Source organism: Aliidiomarina sanyensis, assembly GCF_003987175.1.
Classification (GTDB): domain Bacteria; phylum Pseudomonadota; class Gammaproteobacteria; order Enterobacterales; family Alteromonadaceae; genus Aliidiomarina; species Aliidiomarina sanyensis.
Genome location: NZ_PIPM01000007.1, coordinates 1 through 18,194 on the forward strand (window position 1 = coordinate 1; position 18,194 = coordinate 18,194).

Below are 18,194 nucleotides of genomic sequence, written 5' to 3' on the forward strand. Positions count from 1 at the left end.
AGAAGTGAAACATGTCAGCGCCGATGGTAGTGTGGGGCCTCCCCATGTGAGAGTAGGACACCGCCAGGCATCCAAATAAAATAGCCCTTCGCGAAAGCGAGGGGCTTTTTTATTTGTTTCACATCTGAGTGTCCTACCGTAGCCAACGCACGTTCCGTAACGGCGCGTTGGGCCAGACCTTTTAATACCCCGTTATGGGCCATGTGTTGGTTACATCAATGCAATGCATAAGTCTTGGTGGTGTATTCAATTACGCTCCCAACGCGGTGCGTTGGCTACGTGATACTTGGCTCCCAACGCGGTGCGTTGGCTACGTCAATTCAATGCATAAGTCTTGGTGGTGTATTTAATTACGCTCCCAACGCGGTGCGTTGGCTACGTCAATTCAATGCATATGTCTTGGTGATGTATTCAATTGCGCCCCCAACGCGGTGCGTTGGCTACATCACGCCCCAACGCGGTGCGTTGGCTACTTTATTTCGATGTAAATGCGTTGGGTGCCGCTAAAGTTAGCGCGACGGATTTGGATATCATCTGCAGTGACAACGTGCTCCCCGACCCCAACTTCCTCTCCAGCAATGCGGATCTGATCCGTGAAAATTGAAAAGCTTGTGCCAGGGATTGATTCACCATCTCTTTCTTTCGTGCTTTCACGCCAAAAAATGAATGGCGCGCGGGTGACTTGGATGTTGGCAGCCGGACCTTCTAAGGTAAATCGATCAACGGGGTCCATTGCAACGCCTTGCGAAAACGGGGCTGCTTGGCTTGTTGTGAAATTACTTTTATCGATGGCCTCACCTTGCTCATCAAAGCTTGCTGGGATAAAGAAGCGCACCTCATGACGGTAACGTTGTTGGAAAGACTGATATACACTCTCTCCAGCAGGCCCAAACTGCATACTTTGGGCACGTTCTACTTCACGGGCAAAGACCGGTGATTCGATCATATCCGCTTGAAATGATTCAAGCTGCTCCGGACTCAAGTTGATTTGCGCACGGATCAACGCGTAAGGGCTTGTGCCTTCAGAAATTCGTTGTTGCCAGGCATCAATGTTGAGCGTATTTGCGAGTTCGAGCAATGCAGCTCCGGTGGGATAGAGGCGAGTTGCAAGAAGACTTACTGAAAGATCACCGGAGATACTCTCCATATCTCTGCTGAGTGCCGTGATAAGTTCAGATTGAATGCTGTCACTTCCTTGGATTCGGGCGCTGGCATGCAATTCAACCCAGTGGGCTGACCCTTCAATTCGCTCCGTGCGGTTTTCAGCATTTAAAAACGATTCGGGAAGTTGCCCTGCTCGCCATTCACGAAGGCCAATATATGCGGCGAGCGCTCGCACTCGATCTAACTCAGTGGGTGCTTCGATGGCACTCATGAGAAGATTCCTCTCGAGCCGGATTGATGCGATGAGCTCAGGAATTGGCATCTCTCCGGTATAAGCATTCGTCAATGTTGAACCGCTATTATCGTGAAATACCGCGCGTTGATGGCCGTGGAAATCCTCATGGATGAGAAAAGGAATCCGATCGCGTTCGGATGTTTGCCGGACTAGGGTCATCCGTTCGTTATTAAGCGAACGGTTAATATAGAAGCTCGCTTGCAGGTCAACGTTCGGGTTTTGGTACTGCCACAATCCCGAATCTAGGCGCGTAAAGCCACGCACTTCGGGACGTCCTGTTGCCACGGTAATTGTGCCTGATGAATCGTAGATACCAAGAATTCGCTCAGAGGGTCGGTAGCTGTCCCAGATCGCATCAAGCGTTTCATAATGAGTAGTCAGCTGGGTTAGTTCGCGTTCTTGCGGACTGGTGGTCGCGCAGGCGGTAAGTAAACAGGTCAAAATGAAAGGCGCAATCCGGCGCATAATGCTCTCCTCGGCAACAATATGAGTTACGACTTTACCAAAACCGGCGTTAATAGGTAACAGCCTTGCGTTGAATAACAAACAAACAACAATACATTTCAAATTTTAGTGGTATACTTCGCCACCTTCTGGAAATCCGGAAGGTGAAGATTGACAGTGGTCCCCTATCTTGCAGGCATATTTGAATGCCTGACAACGCTAAAAACGAGGTAGTTTAGAGCTACTTCCGTTCATATGAGAACAGGGTCTAAGGGGCAGTTGTCGGTTGCGTTTCCAACGAGGAAGCGCCAATGCCCAGCCTTGGTCTGCCATCGCAATATCGTGAATGATGTTGCTTATGCATCGCGTGCGCGATTTGTTTACCGAGTCTGATTATTTTTTGTGTTCCGCCACATTGTGCGGAGCTTAGATAGTGGGACAAATATGTCTGATTTTAATACTTTTTCTGCCCTTGAGTTACCCGAGTCAATTTTACGTGGAATTCAGGAGCTCGGTTTCGATACCCCAACGCCTATCCAGCAGCAGGCGATTCCAGCGTTGTTGGAGAAGCAAAACGTTTTGGGTGAAGCGCAAACCGGAACCGGTAAAACCGCCGCTTTTGGCTTGCCTGCGCTAGCCAACATTGACACCCGTTCACGCGGTGCTCAGTTATTGGTAGTGGCGCCAACCCGTGAGCTGGCGATTCAGGTTGCTGAGTCGATTGAAGCGATGGGTAAATACATGAAAGGCCTCAACGTTGCTACCGTATATGGTGGTGCTGCGTATGGCCCGCAAATCAAATTGTTACGTGGTGGCGCGCAAGTAGTTGTCGGTACGCCGGGACGTTTGATGGACCACCTGCGTAAAAACACATTGGATTTAAGTGGCCTGAAAATGGCAGTTCTTGATGAAGCCGACGAAATGTTGAACATGGGCTTCGTAGAAGACATCGAGTGGATCATGGAGCAAGTTCCAGCGTCAGCACAACGTGCTTTGTTCTCTGCAACTATGCCGCCGCAGATCCGTAAGATTGCCAACAAGTTCTTGGCCGATCCTGTTCACGTAAAAATTGAATCAACCAAGCAAACGAAAGCGAACATCGCGCAGAAAGCTTGGAAAGTTCAAGGGATGACAAAAGACGTCGCGTTAGAGCGTATTCTCGAGTCGGTTGAGTATCAACTCGCACTCGTGTTCGTTCGGACACGGAATGACACCCTCACTGTGTCTGCAATGCTGCGTGAGCAAGGCTTTAAAGCTGCAGGTTTGAACGGTGACATGAGTCAGGATCAACGCGAAGCGACAGTGAGCCAGCTCAAAGAAGGGAAAATTCGGATTCTCGTTGCAACCGACGTCGTTGCTCGTGGTTTGGATGTCCCTGGTGTCACGCACGTCATCAACTATGATTTGCCGCAAGACGCTGAGTCTTACGTTCACCGTATTGGACGGACAGGCCGAGCCGGTCGTTCTGGTGAGTCGATCTCGTTTGCACGCCCACGTGAAATGCATTTGTTGAAGCGCTACGAGCGCGCAACGAACGGTTCGATCGAAATGATGGTTGTTCCGCAAGGCCGGGAACTGTCAAAGCTCCGTATTCAGCAAGCACAAACCAAACTGGCTGAAACGGTTGCAAGCCAAGATATGACGACGATGAAGTCGTTGGTCAATCAAATGGTGGAGTCTACCGACATGTCGCTTGAAGATCTTGCTGCAGCGTTGTTGCATCATTATCAAGTGGCACGCCCATTGATCGTAAAAGATGAGCCGAAGCCTAAGTTCGACCGCAAGGAGCGCACTGAGCGTAACGATCGCAATGACCGTTTCGAGCGCGGCGCAAAAGGCAAGCGTCAAGACCGTGGTGAGCGGAGTGACCGGGGCGAACGCCGTGAGCGGAAGCCACGTCGTGATCTGGGCATCGAGTTTGATACGTATCGATTGTCGGTAGGGACTGAGCATGGCGCACGTCCAGGTGATGTGGTTGGCGCAATTGCCAACGAAGCCGATATGGACTCGCGTTACATTGGCGAAATCCAGTTGTTTGCAACCCATACGACGGTGCAATTGCCAAAAGGCATGCCACCGGCCATCTTAAAGAAACTGCAAAAAGCGCGGATTCGTCAACAGCCAATGGCGATCAGCCCAATTTCTGGTAAGCTTAATTCCTAAACACTAGGAGGAAAGGCATGAAATTGAAGACGATTTTAACTGCCGCATCTGCGGCAGTTTTGCTAGCAGCATGTGGGAGCGATCATCATGATGCACACAATGTGCATGGTGACGGTGAGCATATTGGCCAACGTTCTTTCAGCGCGACCTTGAATCCAACCGAGGGCAATGAGGGCTTGCATGGCTTCGTGATGTTTGAAGATACCGCCGATGGTGTCTTTGTTCTTGCTCATGTAGAAGGCCTCGATGCAGGCGGCGTTCATGGGTTTCACGTGCATGAATATGGCGATTGCAGCGATCCAGAAGCGATGTCAGCAGGTGGGCACTTCAACCCACATGGTGCCGACCATGGTTCACCGCAGTCGACTGAGCGTCACGTAGGTGATCTCGGTAATCTGCGTGCAGATGATGCCGGTATTGCGCATCTGGAGATGATTGATACCAAGCTTGAACTCAGTGGGCCACACTCGATTTTAGGTAAATCAGTGATTGTTCACGCTCAGCCAGATGATTACCAAACACAGCCGACCGGTGATGCCGGTGCCCGTGTTCTGTGTGGCGTGATTGTTGACGCGGACATTGATGAGCACGATCACCACGCCCATTAATCATCCTGAGTAACAGTAAAAAACCCGATGTTGATACATCGGGTTTTTTTATATCTCGGATTTATCGTTCGATGGTGAAGAAGAGGTCTGCACCGCTTCGTTCGCCACTGGTTTGACTCTCAAAGTTCAGGCTATCGGTTAATCGATAGCGAATAAAGAACGTTGAAACCGGTTCAATCAGACCGATTCCATACCGGACATACAGACGTGACGAGAGATGCTTTCCAATAAACAAGGAAGTGTTTTCCAGGTTCTCTCCGGTCGCATCGAGCATGACTTCATCTACCCCAATGGCTTGCCCAATTTGTTCCCCGAGGAAATTTCCACCCCGCATGCCGAGTGCAAGCGTGGCTTGCGCAAACACATTCTGTTCGCCAGAGCCTTCCCCGGGCGCGCGTCCTAAGACTAGATATGACAACACCATACTGTCTTGCATAGCTGGGGTAGAGAAAAACGATAGATTCGGTTCTCGCAGTGTTCCTGCAACGCGAGCGCCAACTGTTACATTTTCGACATCGATCGTTCGGGAAACACGTAAGTCTAACCCTGGATTGTTGATTGCACCGCCGGTGAAAACCAGGCTTCCACGTTCAATATCTAAAGGCTGTCCGAAAATCTCATAACGACCGGTGGCTACATTAATGTTTCCTACTCCGGTGGTTGGTTGACCCGGTTGTTCAATCACGCGCAGGCGCCCCGTTAATTGACCGGCAAAACCAAATGCTTCAACCCGCACATTGTCGCCCAGGATAACCTGCACGTCGGCATCAATTGGAAGGTCTTGCTCCTCAAAGGTAAAGATGGTTTCATCCCCTTGCACAATGACGGTATCACGCGATGAGGTATCAAGTTGCTCGAAATCAGGGGGAGTGATCCGGGCTCGTGGAACTGTCACCTCTCCTCGCACTCGCAGACCCGCTTCTGTATAAACCAGATTTAGATTAGGGCTAATGGCCAACGCAATATCACGAGTCTGCATTGCCTGAAAGTTGGCTCCCTCTACCCGAAGCTCGGCGCGTTGATCAAGCAAAAAATACTGACCACTTAACCGAATGGAGCCATCGCCTGACTCTGCCGTGGCTTCAAGCCGAAATGGTTCGCCCTCCGCTCCGGGCGCATTTGCTTCCAGATTCAGTGCTCGCAAGGTAATTCCTGCCGCGGGAATTTCTGCACCGGCCTCTTCAAGGCGTATTTGTCCCTGTATGGCGGGATTCCTTGGATCACCTGAGTAACTGAGATCTCCGGCAATGCGGCCTTGAATTGCTTGTAGTTGTGGCGCAAGGATTGAGATGAAGGCTAAATTTTCAAGCGTAAGCTCAGAAGCGCCCTCTATCCGGGCATTTTGAAGTGCATCAAAAACGACGAGGGTTCCTTGTATACCGCCTTCAAGATCTGCTGTGAGTAGTTCAAAACGCAGATTTAGCTCGTCTTGGTCACCACTAAAGCGGAGCAAGTCACTCTCGCGCAATCGCAGCTCAATATCTTGATCGGGCAATGCGACCACACTGTCTGAGATACGGATCAAACCATCGGCAGTAAAGCGGTTTTCGAGAATCTCAATCGCGACCTGCCCATTAAGAAGCCCAGAAATCTGAACCTGCTCTGGGAGGAGCGGTTGAATAAGATCGAGTCGAATATCTTGAGCATCTGCGTTGATGGTGCCAAGGGTTGACTCAAGGTCCCAATCGACATCCATGCAAAATCCGGCATTTTGTCGCGTACGCTCGATACAAAAACGAGAGACGTAAACGCGCTCTTGATTGAATCGCATCGCACTTTCACGGGTGGTACGCCAATTCCCTGCCTCGGGGTGTGCCAAGAGGACTTGGTGCAACATGCCATCCCAAGCCATATCACGCCAGGTGCCCGACGTGTGAATATCCACTTCAGCTTGTTGTCCGGCTCCTTGAATGCGCAGGTCATATCGGTCCTGTTCACGCTCAGATCGAATGGTTAAGTTATCAAGCAAGGGTGAGTTATTTTGTTGAACTCGGCTAATATCAATGGTCCCAACCGGAAGGGAAGCAAGGGACCAATCAAGTTCTAAATCGGCATTGAGTTCTTCTACAGACCAGTCTTCATATGCAAGCGTACTTCCATGTACCCGAGCTCGAGCGAGGGTTTGTGAAAGGCTTAACCAGAGATCTGCCAAGATTAAGGAGTCATTTGCGGTCAGGCGCAAGTTCTGGGATTCAAGTTCATCCCCAGACCATCGGAGTTGTCCACTCGCTTCGATCTCATAATCCCCCAAGGGATGCTGAATGTTTCCCGCGAGGGTTGCGATATCCACGCGAATGTCAGGCTCTTCGCCCCAGAAACCTTGCGTCACAAGCTCAACTGACATTACGCCGGACGTTTCGGGCACAAAAGAATCAAGTTCAAACGGGTCGGCACGCACGACGAGATCCCACTCGATACCCTCTCCCCATTGTGCATTTCCTGCCACCGAGAACGTTGCTTCATCGGATTTTAGTTGAACAAAAATGGCCTCGGCGGACGTGAGGTTTCCTTGGTAGCTGAACAGAACATCGGCTGGGGCAAAGTCACCAAATCGGGTTTCGCCGCCCATACTGGCCGCAATAGCCTGGATTTCGGGACCAGTGTCCGTTTCAATGGTTCGGATATCAGCATGTCCAGTCCAATCGATGAGAAGACCAAGTGCATCAGCCCGGACAAATAGTGTGTCGAGAGACGCGCCTTGCGGGTCGTATGCCGCCCGTGTATTTACGACAAAGTCGCCGTGCTCGCTATGCACACCTTCTATTCGCAAGTCGCCTTGTAAGGCGCTCAGCGAGCCAGATCCTCGAAGCTCTAAGAGCACTTGCTCGATATCATCTACCAACGGTTGATTTGGACTTTGCGCGGCTCGGATCTCACCTTCCCAGCGCAAGGCTTCGGTGAGTCCATCAGCTACATTTACATGAATGTCTGCGCTGATTGGGCCACTGATTTGCTGGCGCAAAAGGAGATTGTTGGTCGAGCCATTCAGAGTGCCTGTAACTGTTACCGGGCCATGCTCGGGAAGATGAACCCGAATTAAATTGTTCAAGTTAACCGGGTAATCCCCTTGAGGGGTGATTTGACCGTGCAGCTGCGCATGAAATTCGGGAGTTGTCGCAACCAGACTGTGCAACTGAACCGTATTGTCTCGGACACGACCCCGCAGACTTACACGGTTAATTTCTTGCAGAGTGTCGCCTTGGGCGAACTGAACATCAGTCACTTCAAACTGGTCGATCCGCAGATTGACTGGAAATATGATGTCCGGTAGTTCGATAGGAAAGATAGTCTCATTCGCCTCGGGCGGCTCTCGCTCTGCTTCGGGTAAATAAACTCGAATGCCGCGACTTTCAAAGGCACGAATATGAACCTTCCGTTGCATAAGCTCCCAAGGACGCCAACGAATATTCAGGTAGGCTACTGTGGCCTCAATCGCCAAGTCCTCATCACGAAACCGAACACCTCGGATTGTGAAGTCACGTAACAGAAGGCCGGAGTATTCCTCGTAGTCGAACTCGCCGGGGACAAAATGATGTACCTGACTGACAATCAACCGATTACCGGTTTCGGTGGTGAGCAGAATCGTCAGGGTCGTCACCAGAATCAACACGATTCCGAGCAGTGTATAAAGGGAACGAAGGAGCCATTTCTTAAATGTCATCATAAATCCGGCCCTATGGTTAAATGAAGCCGAATCCGGTCGCCGGGGAAGGAAAAGCCGTGCGCTAAATCAATTCGGATGGGGCCAACAGGGCTCTGCCAACGAATACCAGCGCCCGCGCCAAACTTCATTGGATCGGAAATATCGTTAAACGCATTGCCCGCATCCGTAAAGATGGCGAAGCGCCAGTTGGTACGGAATTCATAATCCGCTTCAAGACTCCCGATAATCAAGTGGCGAGCACCGACCACTTCACCAGATTCACTTCGTGGACTAATTGAGCGATATCCATAGCCTCGGACGCTGTTATCGCCACCGGCATAAAAACGCAGTGATGTCGGCACGCGGTCGAACTCGGCGCTTTCTGAAAAGCCAAGCTCAGAGCGCGCTAAAACGCGGACTCGGTCGGAAACACGAGAGACAAATTTTCCAGAGAGGTTGGCCTGCATGAAGTCTGTGTCGGAGAACAAATCACGGCTCGCGCCACGCACACCGAAAGTCAGACGAAAACCACGATCGACATTGAGTCGATTATCGGCATGGATTCGGGTCCACTGTGCGCTGGGGAGAAGGAAGTCAGACCGTCTGCGTTGACCGTCAAATAAATCCCGTTCAGTTTGCCAATCGAGGGCAATAATACGTTGTGTTCGCGTGAGCTCGGTTTGCCAGCTGACCCCTAATGTGAAGAGCTCTGATTGCGTGTTACTTGTATTTTCATCACGGTATGCGCTGCGAATTGCATATTGATCCGTCTGCGGGCGCGAACCTGGAATGATGTAACTTGCCCCGACCCCAGTCAGGATTTCAGAGAGCTGGACGTTTCCCTGAACGCGATGGCCTCGGGTGTTCACCCACCGGCGATTTGCATCGAAGCTAATTCGTGGTCCGGTATCGGTTCCATATCCAAGGCCGATCCGGTCGTATTTGCGCTTATTCGGTTCAAAGTCAACGCGAACTGGAACCTGATAATCTTCATCAGCTTCGGCCCACAAAGGCTGAACTTCAACCCGGCCAAAGTAATCGGTACCGGCCATCCCTTGTTGTAAGTCGAGAATTTCCCGGCTGGTGATAAAACTCCCTTCCTGAAAATCAATGAAGCGGCGCAATACGTCTTCGTCTAAATGCCCCTCGCTGAATTGAACGGCGCCAAAGCGGTAGCGTGGGCCCGAGTCGAAGACCAAGGTGATGTGAGCAAGGTAACTGTCAAGGTCGATTCGCAGCTCCTGCTGGGTGAATCGCGCTTGGTAATAACCGCGGTCGGCCGCTAAATCACGAATGCGTGTTTTCGCACCTTCGTAATTGCTGTGACGCAATGGGGTGCCCGAACGAAGGTTTAATTGATTGCGGATGTTTCGAAACGCATCATCGTTTTGAGCATCCCCTTCAATTCGAACATCGACGGTGCCAATTGGAATTGCCGGACCTAGGGAGATTCGATAATGCGCATGCCAATCGTCGCCTCTGCGTTCGAGGTCGCTCTCGAGTTCAAACTGATAATAGCCGAAAGGGGCAACCGCACGGCGGACGTCGCGAAAGGCTAGCCCATGAAGATAGCGAACGCGACTTGCTCCAGGGGCATTTTGTTCATGGAGGGCATAAATACTGAGCAGACCGCGAACGTTATTCGCAACCCGACCGTCGACACCCTCAATGGTGACGAACACCCGTCCTTGCGATTCTTGAGCTTGCCCCGAGGAGACAAATACCAGAGCAAGAATACAGAAAAAATAACAGGTAAGTCGGTTTACTCCATACATCATGAGAACCCTTTAACGAAGATTGGCTGCTTGTCGATAGGCACTCAATGCAGCTTCTTTTTGCGCGCTTCCAGAATAAGCGTCTCCCAACAGACGATAAGCGAGTGCTGAAGGCTTCATGGCGATGGCCTTCTGCAAGGCGCGCTCTGCAAGACCATAATCAGATTCCTGCAATGCGAGAAAGGCGAGCAGTAAGAACCAGTTCGGGTGCTCAGGGTGTGACTTAATTTGCTTTTCCACTTCTTCGCGGAGCCGTTCTGTTTGTCGCCATTCTCGAATATCAAAGCTCAACAGGTCACTCGCTGTCAGCACGTTGAGTTGCAAGCCTCGCGTCGCAACCTTGCTAGCGATTGAACCAAGACCTCGCTGTGATAATACGTCCAAGTAAGCCATTCGGATGGATGGATTGCGGCGAAGTCGGCTCGGCGTTTGTTTCCAAAACTCAAGAAGCCGCTCTGCAGAGGTTCCCGCACTCTGGAAATAAGCACGATAGCTAGCACGGGTGTATTCTGCCAGTCGAGCTCCCGGCATGACATCCCGGTCTTGGATCTCCGGAAGCAGCTCCCGCAAGGTCTCGTAGTGTTGATGCTTGTAGAGTGTTTCAGCGCATGCACGGAGCACTCCCGCATGCTTAGGGTGTTCTCGACGAAGTGCCTGGGCAGTGCGCAGAGCGAGACTGCTGTCAGTCATTTGTTCAAGTTGCTGCAGACGCACGTTCAGATCATCACTCGCGGTATCAAACGCAAGAGCGAGTACACGCTGTTGCTCTTTGAGATTTCCGAGTGCTTGCCAAGCAGTTGCAGCCAGCAGGTAACCCTGTTGCGGTCTGCGTAACTGCGGAGCTGCTTTTTCTGCGAGTTGGGCTGCCGCACGATAATTTTTGCTGAGCCATTCATTCATGGCGTGTTCGATACGCTGCTCTGCTTTGCGACGCTTACGTCCACGGAACCAGCCCATGGTGATTCGCCGTCCTGAAATGATCCGACGTACCAAGGTTTCGATCAGCCAAAGGGTCAGCAGGAAGGCCACGAATAAGAGCACCGCAACAACCAAGCTCATTTCGATGGTGTAGCGTGCAGTCACAATCGTTAGCATACCCACATGCCCAGACCACATCGGGCCGACAATGAGTCCAAGCGCAAGAATTAGAATAATAAAGAGAGCTCTCAGCACGCGCGTTACTCCCCTTGATGATTGCGGACTTCTTCAACCCGGTCACGCAGCATCGCGTGGGATAAAAGACGGGTTGGGTAGTCCGGCTCGATAGGGAGTCCGCGCAGTGCATCGACTTCCGCTCGGAATTGCCGAACGTCCGAATGCTCTGTGTTTAAGTAGGTATCAACAACCTCCAAAACTTCGTTTAATGTGCTGCGATACAAGTCTTGATGGTGTCGCATGGCGGCCTGTTGAGCGATCTGCAATGCCATCTCAATTTGACCTAGCACTAGCGTACGCTGGTCGTGATCAAGACGCAGCGGAAGCTCATCATGTCGACGCACCTTAATCAGGTCGCCGCTAAAGTTATCCCATGCTTTGGCTAAGTTCTGTCGCCACTCACTCAGGTCACTGCTTAAGGCCTGACTTGAAGTCGTGCTTTCTGATTCGCCGAACCCTGCTTTAAAAGGCAAAGTCCGTGTGCGCGGTTGTAACTGCTGAAGCTGCAGTGCGACTGCCTGAACATTGATGGTTGGCAGTTCGTTGAGCATATCAATATCGTTGTTAAGTTGGCGGATAATCGTTTGGAAGCGACCTGGTGCGTTCTCTTCTAACCGTTGCTTCGCGAGCCCCAGAATTCGGATAGCGCCTTCTTTATCAAATTCCAATACGAGTCGTTGCTGTGCCAACGTCACTAAATCATACGCTTCAAATAAATGCCGATATTCACCTTGGCGCGCGCCGTTTGCCCGAACCTCTTCGGCTAGGCGTTGCGTCGTGCGACTATATTCATCGAGGGCTTGTTGCAGGTTTTCCTCGGAATCTAAGCGCAAGGTGTCAAGGCGTTCTAACCCACGCTCACGGGCGCGACGCTCGGCTTCAAACTGTCGAGTCATTTGCGTTTGAAGCGCCTCGATATCCTCGGACCAATCGTGCGTTGGAGCTGTTGTTCGCTCTGCATCAGCCAGACGTTCATTCATGGCGTCAAGACGCGCTTGGGTCTCTGCGCTTACCGCTTGTTGCTGCTGCCAGACGTAATACCCTCCGGCTCCCAAAACAGCGACACTTAACACGATGAGAAAGAGGAAAAAGCGAGCAAACCACCCCAGCTTAGCAGGAGGGACTTTTGCTGTGTCTCGACGAGCCGACCCCGTAGCACCTTCTGTACGTTCGGGAGTTTCTGATTTTGAGCGCTCAGCGACCTCTTTTGAATGGTCCTTCGATTTTTCCGTCATGGCAGTTTTCCTGATGGTTTTCCATGCTTGAATGAGTGACGTGGGGGTCGCGTTCTCTGCAGCATGAATGTGCTCCGCGGAAACGCCTTGTTCTTTAATATAGCGTGTGACGCGCCCTTGAGGCGTGACCCAGTGACAGCGGCGGGCCCATGTACGGCCTGCGGGACTCAAATGCTCCCAGAATAGGGTTGCTTGCTCTACGCTGGATACCACAATGACTTGGACGTTTTCCTGCCACGCAGGTTCCTCATCGGGCAAAGAATTTACACGAGGAACACGTTGATAAACCTCGGCAATTGTTAACTCAGCACCATGTTTTTGCAGCGTGTCGCGCAGCAATGTGCGCCCCTCTGTACCGGTCAGCAGCAGCCATTTTTGCGCAGTACAGTCTGTAAACTCAGACAAATTTAAGAGGCCTTCGCTGGTGAAATCAGTGGCTGGATAATGCACCGGTTGTTTGGCGGCTGCGGCGAGCACTTCAGCGGTTCCCGAGCCGACGGCATAATAGGTTTTTGCCTTCGGCCATGTGAGGTCAGCGTCAGCCGCCTCAAGGGATTTTGCAAAAGCGCGTACGGCGTTCGGACTCACGGCAATCACACCGTCCCACGTGGTTTCACACCATGTCGCAAGGCGGTCGGGATCGATCGTCAAGGCTTCGATTTCGATGACCGCAAATTTATAGACCGGCGCCCCGTAATCGCGCAGCGCTAGCTCGATCGGATCGGCGTGTTGATCAGGTCGAATAAGCAGTGTGGCGGGGCGCGTCATGTTATTCTCCCTCGCGATAGACGGCTGCGAGAATGTCGCCCGCACCCTGTGCAAGTAACTTCTCAGCGAGCTGAATACCAAGGTCTTCAAAATTGGCCGCAGGCCCGTCAATTTCGTCGCGAACTACGCGCGCTCCATCCGGATCACCAACAAGTCCGCGCAGGTGAATCTTACCATCGTGAAGTTCTGCAAACGCCCCGATCGGGACTTGGCAGCCCCCTTGCAATCGACGATTCATCGCACGTTCTGCTAGAACACAGACACGAGTTGCCTCATCCTCGAGCGGCTTTAAGAGTGCTTTAACGCGGCTATCATCTGAACGGCACTCAATCCCGAGTGCGCCTTGACCATTGGCAGGAAGGGAGAGTTCGACGGGCAGACACGCGGTAATTCGCTTGTCGAGTTCGAGTCGTTTTAGACCCGAGGCGGCCAGGATAATTGCATCGAATTCGCCGTCATCAAGTTTCCGTAAGCGTGTTTGCACATTGCCCCGTAAATCCCGAATAACAAGGTGGGGGAACTGCTCTGCAATTTGACAGCGCCGGCGCAAGCTACAGGTACCTACCACGCTTCCGGCGGGCATATCCGCCAAGCTTTTATAAGCGTTTGAAACGAATGCATCGCGGGGATCTTCCCGTGTGCAAATTGTGGCAAGTTCAAGACCTTCAGGAAATTCGACGGGAACATCTTTCATGGAATGAACGGCTATATCCGCCCGCCCTTCAAGCATTGCAACTTCTAACTCTTTGACAAAAAGTCCTTTTCCGCCAATTTTTGCCAACGGAGTATCCAGAATCACATCACCTCGCGTCGACATTGGGAGTAATGTAACGGACAGCCCGGGGTGAAGTGACTCCAGTCGGGCTTTGATATGTTCAGCCTGCCAAAGTGCCAGAGCACTTTTTCGCGTTGCAATCGTGAGGGTTTGTGCGGTCATGGTACTCCCTGATGGTGACTTCAGTTCCAATCGAGCGGTTTTGTCGTCTACACCTGCTTTGCGGGTGACAAACAAGCGCTTGAATGCGATTATAAGGGACTTTCGAACTCAAGTGTAACGTGACTCATGAGAAAACGCACGAAGACCATAATGTTAGCGCTCGCGGTGCTTTTTATCGCTGCAGGTTGTGGCCAGAAGGGCCCTCTTTATTTGCCCGAAGCGCCTGAGCAAACAACACCGGAGTCTCCGGAGCAATCCTCGAGTCAAGACGCTCTTTCCGCGTCAGAAGAGAACAGGTAGTCCATGTCAGAATTTGAATTTCGTCACGGCGTGATGCACGCAGAATCCATTTCCGTTCCTGATTTGGCGGCGCGGTTCGGAACCCCGTGTTATGTCTATTCGCGTGCTGCAATAGCTCGTAACTGGAAGGCCTTTCAGGATCATCTGCCGGCACCTCACAAGGCGTGTTACGCGGTCAAAGCAAATTCGAATTTAGCGGTTTTACAAGTTTTGGCAGAATTAGGTGCGGGCTTCGATGTGGTGTCCGGTGGCGAAATTGCTCGCGTATTGAAAGCGGGTGGTCGCGCCCAAGATATTGTTTTTTCCGGTGTCGGGAAATCGGAGCATGAAATTCGCTATGCACTTGAACACGATATTGGTCAGTTCAACGTGGAGAGTGATGCGGAGTTGGATCGTATCTCGGCGATAGCGGTAGCGATGGATACCACGGCTCGTGTTTCATTTCGTGTCAATCCCGATGTGGACGCAAAAACCCATCCATATATCGCAACGGGTCTTGAGGCCAATAAATTCGGGATTCCAATGCAAGACGCGTTGGACACCTTCAAACGCGCAGCGACGCTTCCGGGTCTTGAGATTGTTGGAGCGGATTGCCACATCGGCTCTCAGCTGACAGAAACTCAGCCGTTCCTCGATGCACTCGATCGCATGCTTGCTCTGGTAGATGCGCTAGAAGCCATTGGCATTACGCTCAAGCACTTAGATATGGGGGGTGGTTTGGGTGTGACTTACCAAAGCGAACAGCCACCTGCGGTTGGAGATTATATTCAAGCCTTGCTGGCGCGGATGGCGAGTCATCCGCATCTCGCATTGTACCTCGAGCCGGGTCGCGCCATTGTGGCGAATGCAGGAATTCTTGTGACTCAGGTCGAATACCTGAAGGCAAGCCGAACCAAACATTTTGTGATGGTTGACGCCGGCATGAATGATTTGCTGCGACCGTCCTTGTATCAGGCTTTCCATGATATTGTGAATGTCTGCGAGTCCTCGGCTCCCGAAATTACCGGTGATGTGGTGGGTCCGGTGTGTGAAACGGGGGACTTCTTGGGTCAACAACGGACGCTCCGCGTGGCTGCCGGAGACCTACTTGCAGTAAAAAGTGCAGGCGCTTATGGGTTTGTGATGAGCTCGAATTACAATACCCGCCCACGCCCACCGGAAGTTATGGTGGACGGCAATGAAGCATACTTAATCCGAGCACGGGAAACGCTCGAAGATGTCTGGCGAGGGGAAACCTTGATTCCTGCGCAGACGGAAAAATAAAAGGAATCGAAGACCATTATGCTGGTTCAATTTTCAAAAATGCACGGACTCGGAAATGACTTTGTGGTGATCGACAACGTCACGCAGAATATTTTTTTGAGTCGTGAGCAGATCAGTAAACTAGCAGACCGACACCTGGGCATCGGATTTGACCAACTTTTAATGGTCGAGCCGCCCTATGATCCCGATGTCGATTTTCACTATCGCATATTCAATGCAGATGGTTCAGAAGTTGAGCAGTGTGGAAACGGGGCACGCTGCTTCGGTCGTTTTGTCCGCATGAAAGGTCTAACTAATAAAAGCGAAATTTCCGTGAGCACCAAGAAAGGGGTGATTCAAATTCGCTTGGAAGCTGATGGTCAGGTCAATGTGGATATGGGGGCGCCTATTCTGGAGCCGAGTGAGATTCCATTTCGCGCAAATAAGCAAGAAATTACCTATATTCTTAGAGCAGAGGAACAAACGTTCTTTGTCGGTGCGGTTAGTATGGGAAATCCGCACTGTGTAATGCTTGTCGATGATGTTGCGAGTGCACCCGTTCAAGAAACCGGTGCATTGTTGACCAAATTTGAGCGGTTCCCTGAAGGAGCAAATATCGGCTTCTTGCAAATTACTGACACCAACGCGGCCAAGTTACGCGTATTTGAGCGCGGTGTGGGTGAGACGCAGGCATGTGGAACCGGTGCATGTGCCGCTGCAGTATGGGGCATTTTACAAGAAAAACTAAAGTCACCTGCGCGCATCGAGCTGCCCGGTGGCTCCCTCGAGATCAGTTGGCAACCGGGTGAATCCCTCTGGATGCGCGGTCCGGCTGAACATGTATTTGATGGACAATTTTCATTATGAGCCAGTTATTATGAGCAAGGACAAATCACTCGCAACAGAGCTCGATACGACACAGCTTGATGCGGAGATGGTCGCCGATTTTTTGCGCGCCAATCCGGACTTCTTCGAGCAGTATCCGAAGGTATTGATGCGTATGAATTTGCGTCATCAGCAGGACGGTTCTGTGTCGCTCGTCGAACGTCAACAACGGGTGTTGCGTGATAAAGTCGCGGCCCTTGAAGATGAGATCACAGCACTGATGGCCCATGCGAAGCGAAATGAGCAAGTGTTCAAAGGCTACAGTGAGCTTTATCGTAAACTTCTTAAATGTGACACCCTCGATGCCGTGATTGGACACCTCGAGACGACATTTCGGGAACAGTTTTCGCTTCCAGAGCTGTCCCTCAAGTTTTTTGATAGTCCTCTGACGCTTCCTGAGCAATTTACGTTTACTGCAGACACGCACAGACAACTGCTATCTCGCCGTTTTAAGGATGAGCGTGTTTTTTTAGGGCGGCTCCCGAAAGAAGAAATTAAATTGTTGTTCCATCAAGAAGAACACATTAAGTCAGTGGCATTGGTCTTACTCGGTGAGAAAGGTGAAGTGGGCATGCTAGCCGTCGGAAGCAAAGACCCCTTACACTTTGATCCCATGATGGATTATCTCCTCATTACGCAATTACAGGACGTACTTGCAGTGGTGTTGCCCAAAGTGCTGGGAGCGCATCGGAGCGAACCCTAATGACAGATGCGGCAGCAAGTCATCTTGTGGAGGAGCTCCAAGCTTTTACGGATTATTTGTTGCGCGTACGAGGGTATGCCCAGCGCAGCGTCATGAGTTATCAGCGTCAACTGCAACGGTGTGTATCTGACCTCGTTGATGTCGGCGTCGGGCGTTGGGATGATGTCACCGTGACCCACATTGAAAACTTGGTGATGCAATGGCGACGCCAGGGGGCCGGACCGTCCTCAATTCATCAGAGACTATCAGCGTTACGCACCTTTTTTGGGATTCAAATAGAGCGCGGTCGCCTGACTACAAACCCCGCCCGCGTTGTCAAAGCTCCCAAAAGTGCGAAACGTCTTCCCAAAAACCTCGATGTCGATAGTGTGTTTCAGTTACTCGACATCCATCCGGACGACCCTCTTGCTTTGCGTGACCGCGCGATGTTTGAACTGATGTACAGCAGCGGCTTACGACTCTCCGAGTTGGTTTCACTCGAGCTGCGCGATGTGCAGGCAGACTGTGAACTGCGAATCGTGGGAAAAGGAAACAAGACGCGTATTGTCCCGTATGGAAAAGAAGCAAGAAAATGGCTGGAGCGCTGGATTGAGGTCCGAAGTCATTGGAAAAAAATTACCAGTGAGGCACTCTTTTTGAATCAGAACGGTGGACGTCTCTCGGCTCGTTCAGTGCAATTACGGCTCAAGAAGTGGGGCCTCGAGCAGGGGTTGTTCGATAATCTTCACCCGCATAAGCTGCGGCATAGCTTTGCGACCCACATGTTGGAATCCAGTCAGGACCTTCGCGCCGTACAAGAGTTACTTGGGCATGCAAATCTGAGTACGACTCAAATTTACACCCACCTCGATTTTCAACGCCTCTCGCAAGTATATGATGCAGCGCATCCGCGGGCGAAACGCAAAGGCAACAGCTAACGAACTGGAGTGAAGGATTT

At 51.4% G+C, this 18,194-nt stretch carries 13 protein-coding genes; 7 read left to right on the forward strand and 6 right to left on the reverse strand.

Translation table 11 applies throughout. The annotated features are described in order from the left end of the window. Positions 1–469: 469 nt before the first annotated feature. A complete protein-coding gene (locus CWE11_RS07670) occupies positions 470–1,864 on the reverse strand; it encodes a hypothetical protein (protein WP_126777036.1) in 1,395 nt (464 codons plus the stop codon). A gap of 423 nt (positions 1,865–2,287) precedes the next feature. Between CWE11_RS07670 and CWE11_RS07675 the strand changes: the two genes are divergently transcribed. After that, positions 2,288–4,006 carry a DEAD/DEAH box helicase gene (locus tag CWE11_RS07675; RefSeq protein WP_126777037.1) on the forward strand — a complete coding sequence of 573 codons (1,719 nt, stop codon included), beginning with the start codon at positions 2,288–2,290 and terminating at the stop codon, positions 4,004–4,006. A 17-nt stretch (positions 4,007–4,023) separates the two neighbouring features. Continuing rightward, the gene (locus CWE11_RS07680) at positions 4,024–4,614 is read left to right on the forward strand and encodes a superoxide dismutase family protein (RefSeq protein ID WP_126777038.1); all 591 of its coding nucleotides are present in this window, start codon (positions 4,024–4,026) and stop codon (positions 4,612–4,614) included. Positions 4,615–4,675: 61 nt separating this feature from the next. Here CWE11_RS07680 and CWE11_RS07685 read toward each other — a convergent pair whose 3' ends face one another. The 5 genes from CWE11_RS07685 to hemC are packed head-to-tail and all read right to left on the reverse strand — an operon-like array spanning position 4,676 to position 14,127. Beyond that, complete coding sequence (locus CWE11_RS07685) at positions 4,676–8,278, reverse strand: translocation/assembly module TamB domain-containing protein (protein WP_126777039.1); 3,603 nt, start codon at positions 8,276–8,278, stop codon at positions 4,676–4,678. Further along, positions 8,275–10,035 carry an autotransporter assembly complex protein TamA gene (locus CWE11_RS07690; RefSeq protein WP_126777040.1) on the reverse strand — a complete coding sequence of 587 codons (1,761 nt, stop codon included), beginning with the start codon at positions 10,033–10,035 and terminating at the stop codon, positions 8,275–8,277. Before CWE11_RS07690 ends, CWE11_RS07685 begins: the two co-directional genes overlap by 4 nt. A gap of 9 nt (positions 10,036–10,044) precedes the next feature. Then, positions 10,045–11,205 (reverse strand): heme biosynthesis HemY N-terminal domain-containing protein, encoded by a 1,161-nt coding sequence (locus CWE11_RS07695; protein ID WP_126777041.1) that lies wholly within the window; start codon positions 11,203–11,205, stop codon positions 10,045–10,047. A gap of 5 nt (positions 11,206–11,210) precedes the next feature. Next, positions 11,211–13,190 (reverse strand): uroporphyrinogen-III C-methyltransferase, encoded by a 1,980-nt coding sequence (locus tag CWE11_RS07700; protein WP_126777042.1) that lies wholly within the window; start codon positions 13,188–13,190, stop codon positions 11,211–11,213. A gap of 1 nt (position 13,191) precedes the next feature. Continuing rightward, the gene (gene hemC / locus CWE11_RS07705) at positions 13,192–14,127 is read right to left on the reverse strand and encodes a hydroxymethylbilane synthase (protein WP_126777043.1); all 936 of its coding nucleotides are present in this window, start codon (positions 14,125–14,127) and stop codon (positions 13,192–13,194) included. A gap of 126 nt (positions 14,128–14,253) precedes the next feature. Between hemC and lptM the strand changes: the two genes are divergently transcribed. From lptM to xerC, 5 genes are read left to right on the forward strand one after another with little or no spacing between them, the layout of a single operon-like run. After that, positions 14,254–14,427: an LPS translocon maturation chaperone LptM gene (gene lptM, locus CWE11_RS12165; RefSeq protein ID WP_420808391.1), complete on the forward strand. Its 174-nt coding sequence runs from the start codon at positions 14,254–14,256 to the stop codon at positions 14,425–14,427. Positions 14,428–14,430: 3 nt separating this feature from the next. Further along, a complete protein-coding gene (lysA, locus tag CWE11_RS07715) occupies positions 14,431–15,690 on the forward strand; it encodes a diaminopimelate decarboxylase (RefSeq protein ID WP_126777044.1) in 1,260 nt (419 codons plus the stop codon). Between the two features lie 18 nt (positions 15,691–15,708). Continuing rightward, positions 15,709–16,536, forward strand: a complete 828-nt coding sequence (gene dapF, locus CWE11_RS07720) for a diaminopimelate epimerase (RefSeq protein ID WP_133306945.1) — start codon at positions 15,709–15,711, stop codon at positions 16,534–16,536. 10 nt (positions 16,537–16,546) lie between these two features. Beyond that, positions 16,547–17,257 (forward strand): DUF484 family protein, encoded by a 711-nt coding sequence (locus tag CWE11_RS07725; protein WP_126777045.1) that lies wholly within the window; start codon positions 16,547–16,549, stop codon positions 17,255–17,257. Further along, complete coding sequence (gene xerC, locus CWE11_RS07730; protein WP_126777046.1) at positions 17,257–18,174, forward strand: tyrosine recombinase XerC; 918 nt, start codon at positions 17,257–17,259, stop codon at positions 18,172–18,174. The genes CWE11_RS07725 and xerC overlap by 1 nt, the downstream gene beginning before the upstream one ends. Positions 18,175–18,194: the final 20 nt, after the last annotated feature.

What these genes read in the sequence shown, in the direction of transcription:
- CWE11_RS07685 (WP_126777039.1), bottom strand. Translation starts at nt 8,278, where the DNA reads ATGATGACATTTAAGAAATGGCTCCTTCGTTCCCTTTATACACTGCTC.
- dapF (WP_133306945.1), top strand. Translation starts at nt 15,709, where the DNA reads ATGCTGGTTCAATTTTCAAAAATGCACGGACTCGGAAATGACTTTGTG.
- lysA (WP_126777044.1), top strand. Translation starts at nt 14,431, where the DNA reads ATGTCAGAATTTGAATTTCGTCACGGCGTGATGCACGCAGAATCCATT.
- CWE11_RS07700 (WP_126777042.1), bottom strand. Translation starts at nt 13,190, where the DNA reads ATGACGCGCCCCGCCACACTGCTTATTCGACCTGATCAACACGCCGAT.
- CWE11_RS07680 (WP_126777038.1), top strand. Translation starts at nt 4,024, where the DNA reads ATGAAATTGAAGACGATTTTAACTGCCGCATCTGCGGCAGTTTTGCTA.
- CWE11_RS07670 (WP_126777036.1), bottom strand. Translation starts at nt 1,864, where the DNA reads ATGCGCCGGATTGCGCCTTTCATTTTGACCTGTTTACTTACCGCCTGC.
- xerC (WP_126777046.1), top strand. Translation starts at nt 17,257, where the DNA reads ATGACAGATGCGGCAGCAAGTCATCTTGTGGAGGAGCTCCAAGCTTTT.
- lptM (WP_420808391.1), top strand. Translation starts at nt 14,254, where the DNA reads ATGAGAAAACGCACGAAGACCATAATGTTAGCGCTCGCGGTGCTTTTT.
- CWE11_RS07690 (WP_126777040.1), bottom strand. Translation starts at nt 10,035, where the DNA reads ATGATGTATGGAGTAAACCGACTTACCTGTTATTTTTTCTGTATTCTT.
- hemC (WP_126777043.1), bottom strand. Translation starts at nt 14,127, where the DNA reads ATGACCGCACAAACCCTCACGATTGCAACGCGAAAAAGTGCTCTGGCA.
- CWE11_RS07725 (WP_126777045.1), top strand. Translation starts at nt 16,547, where the DNA reads ATGAGCAAGGACAAATCACTCGCAACAGAGCTCGATACGACACAGCTT.
- CWE11_RS07675 (WP_126777037.1), top strand. Translation starts at nt 2,288, where the DNA reads ATGTCTGATTTTAATACTTTTTCTGCCCTTGAGTTACCCGAGTCAATT.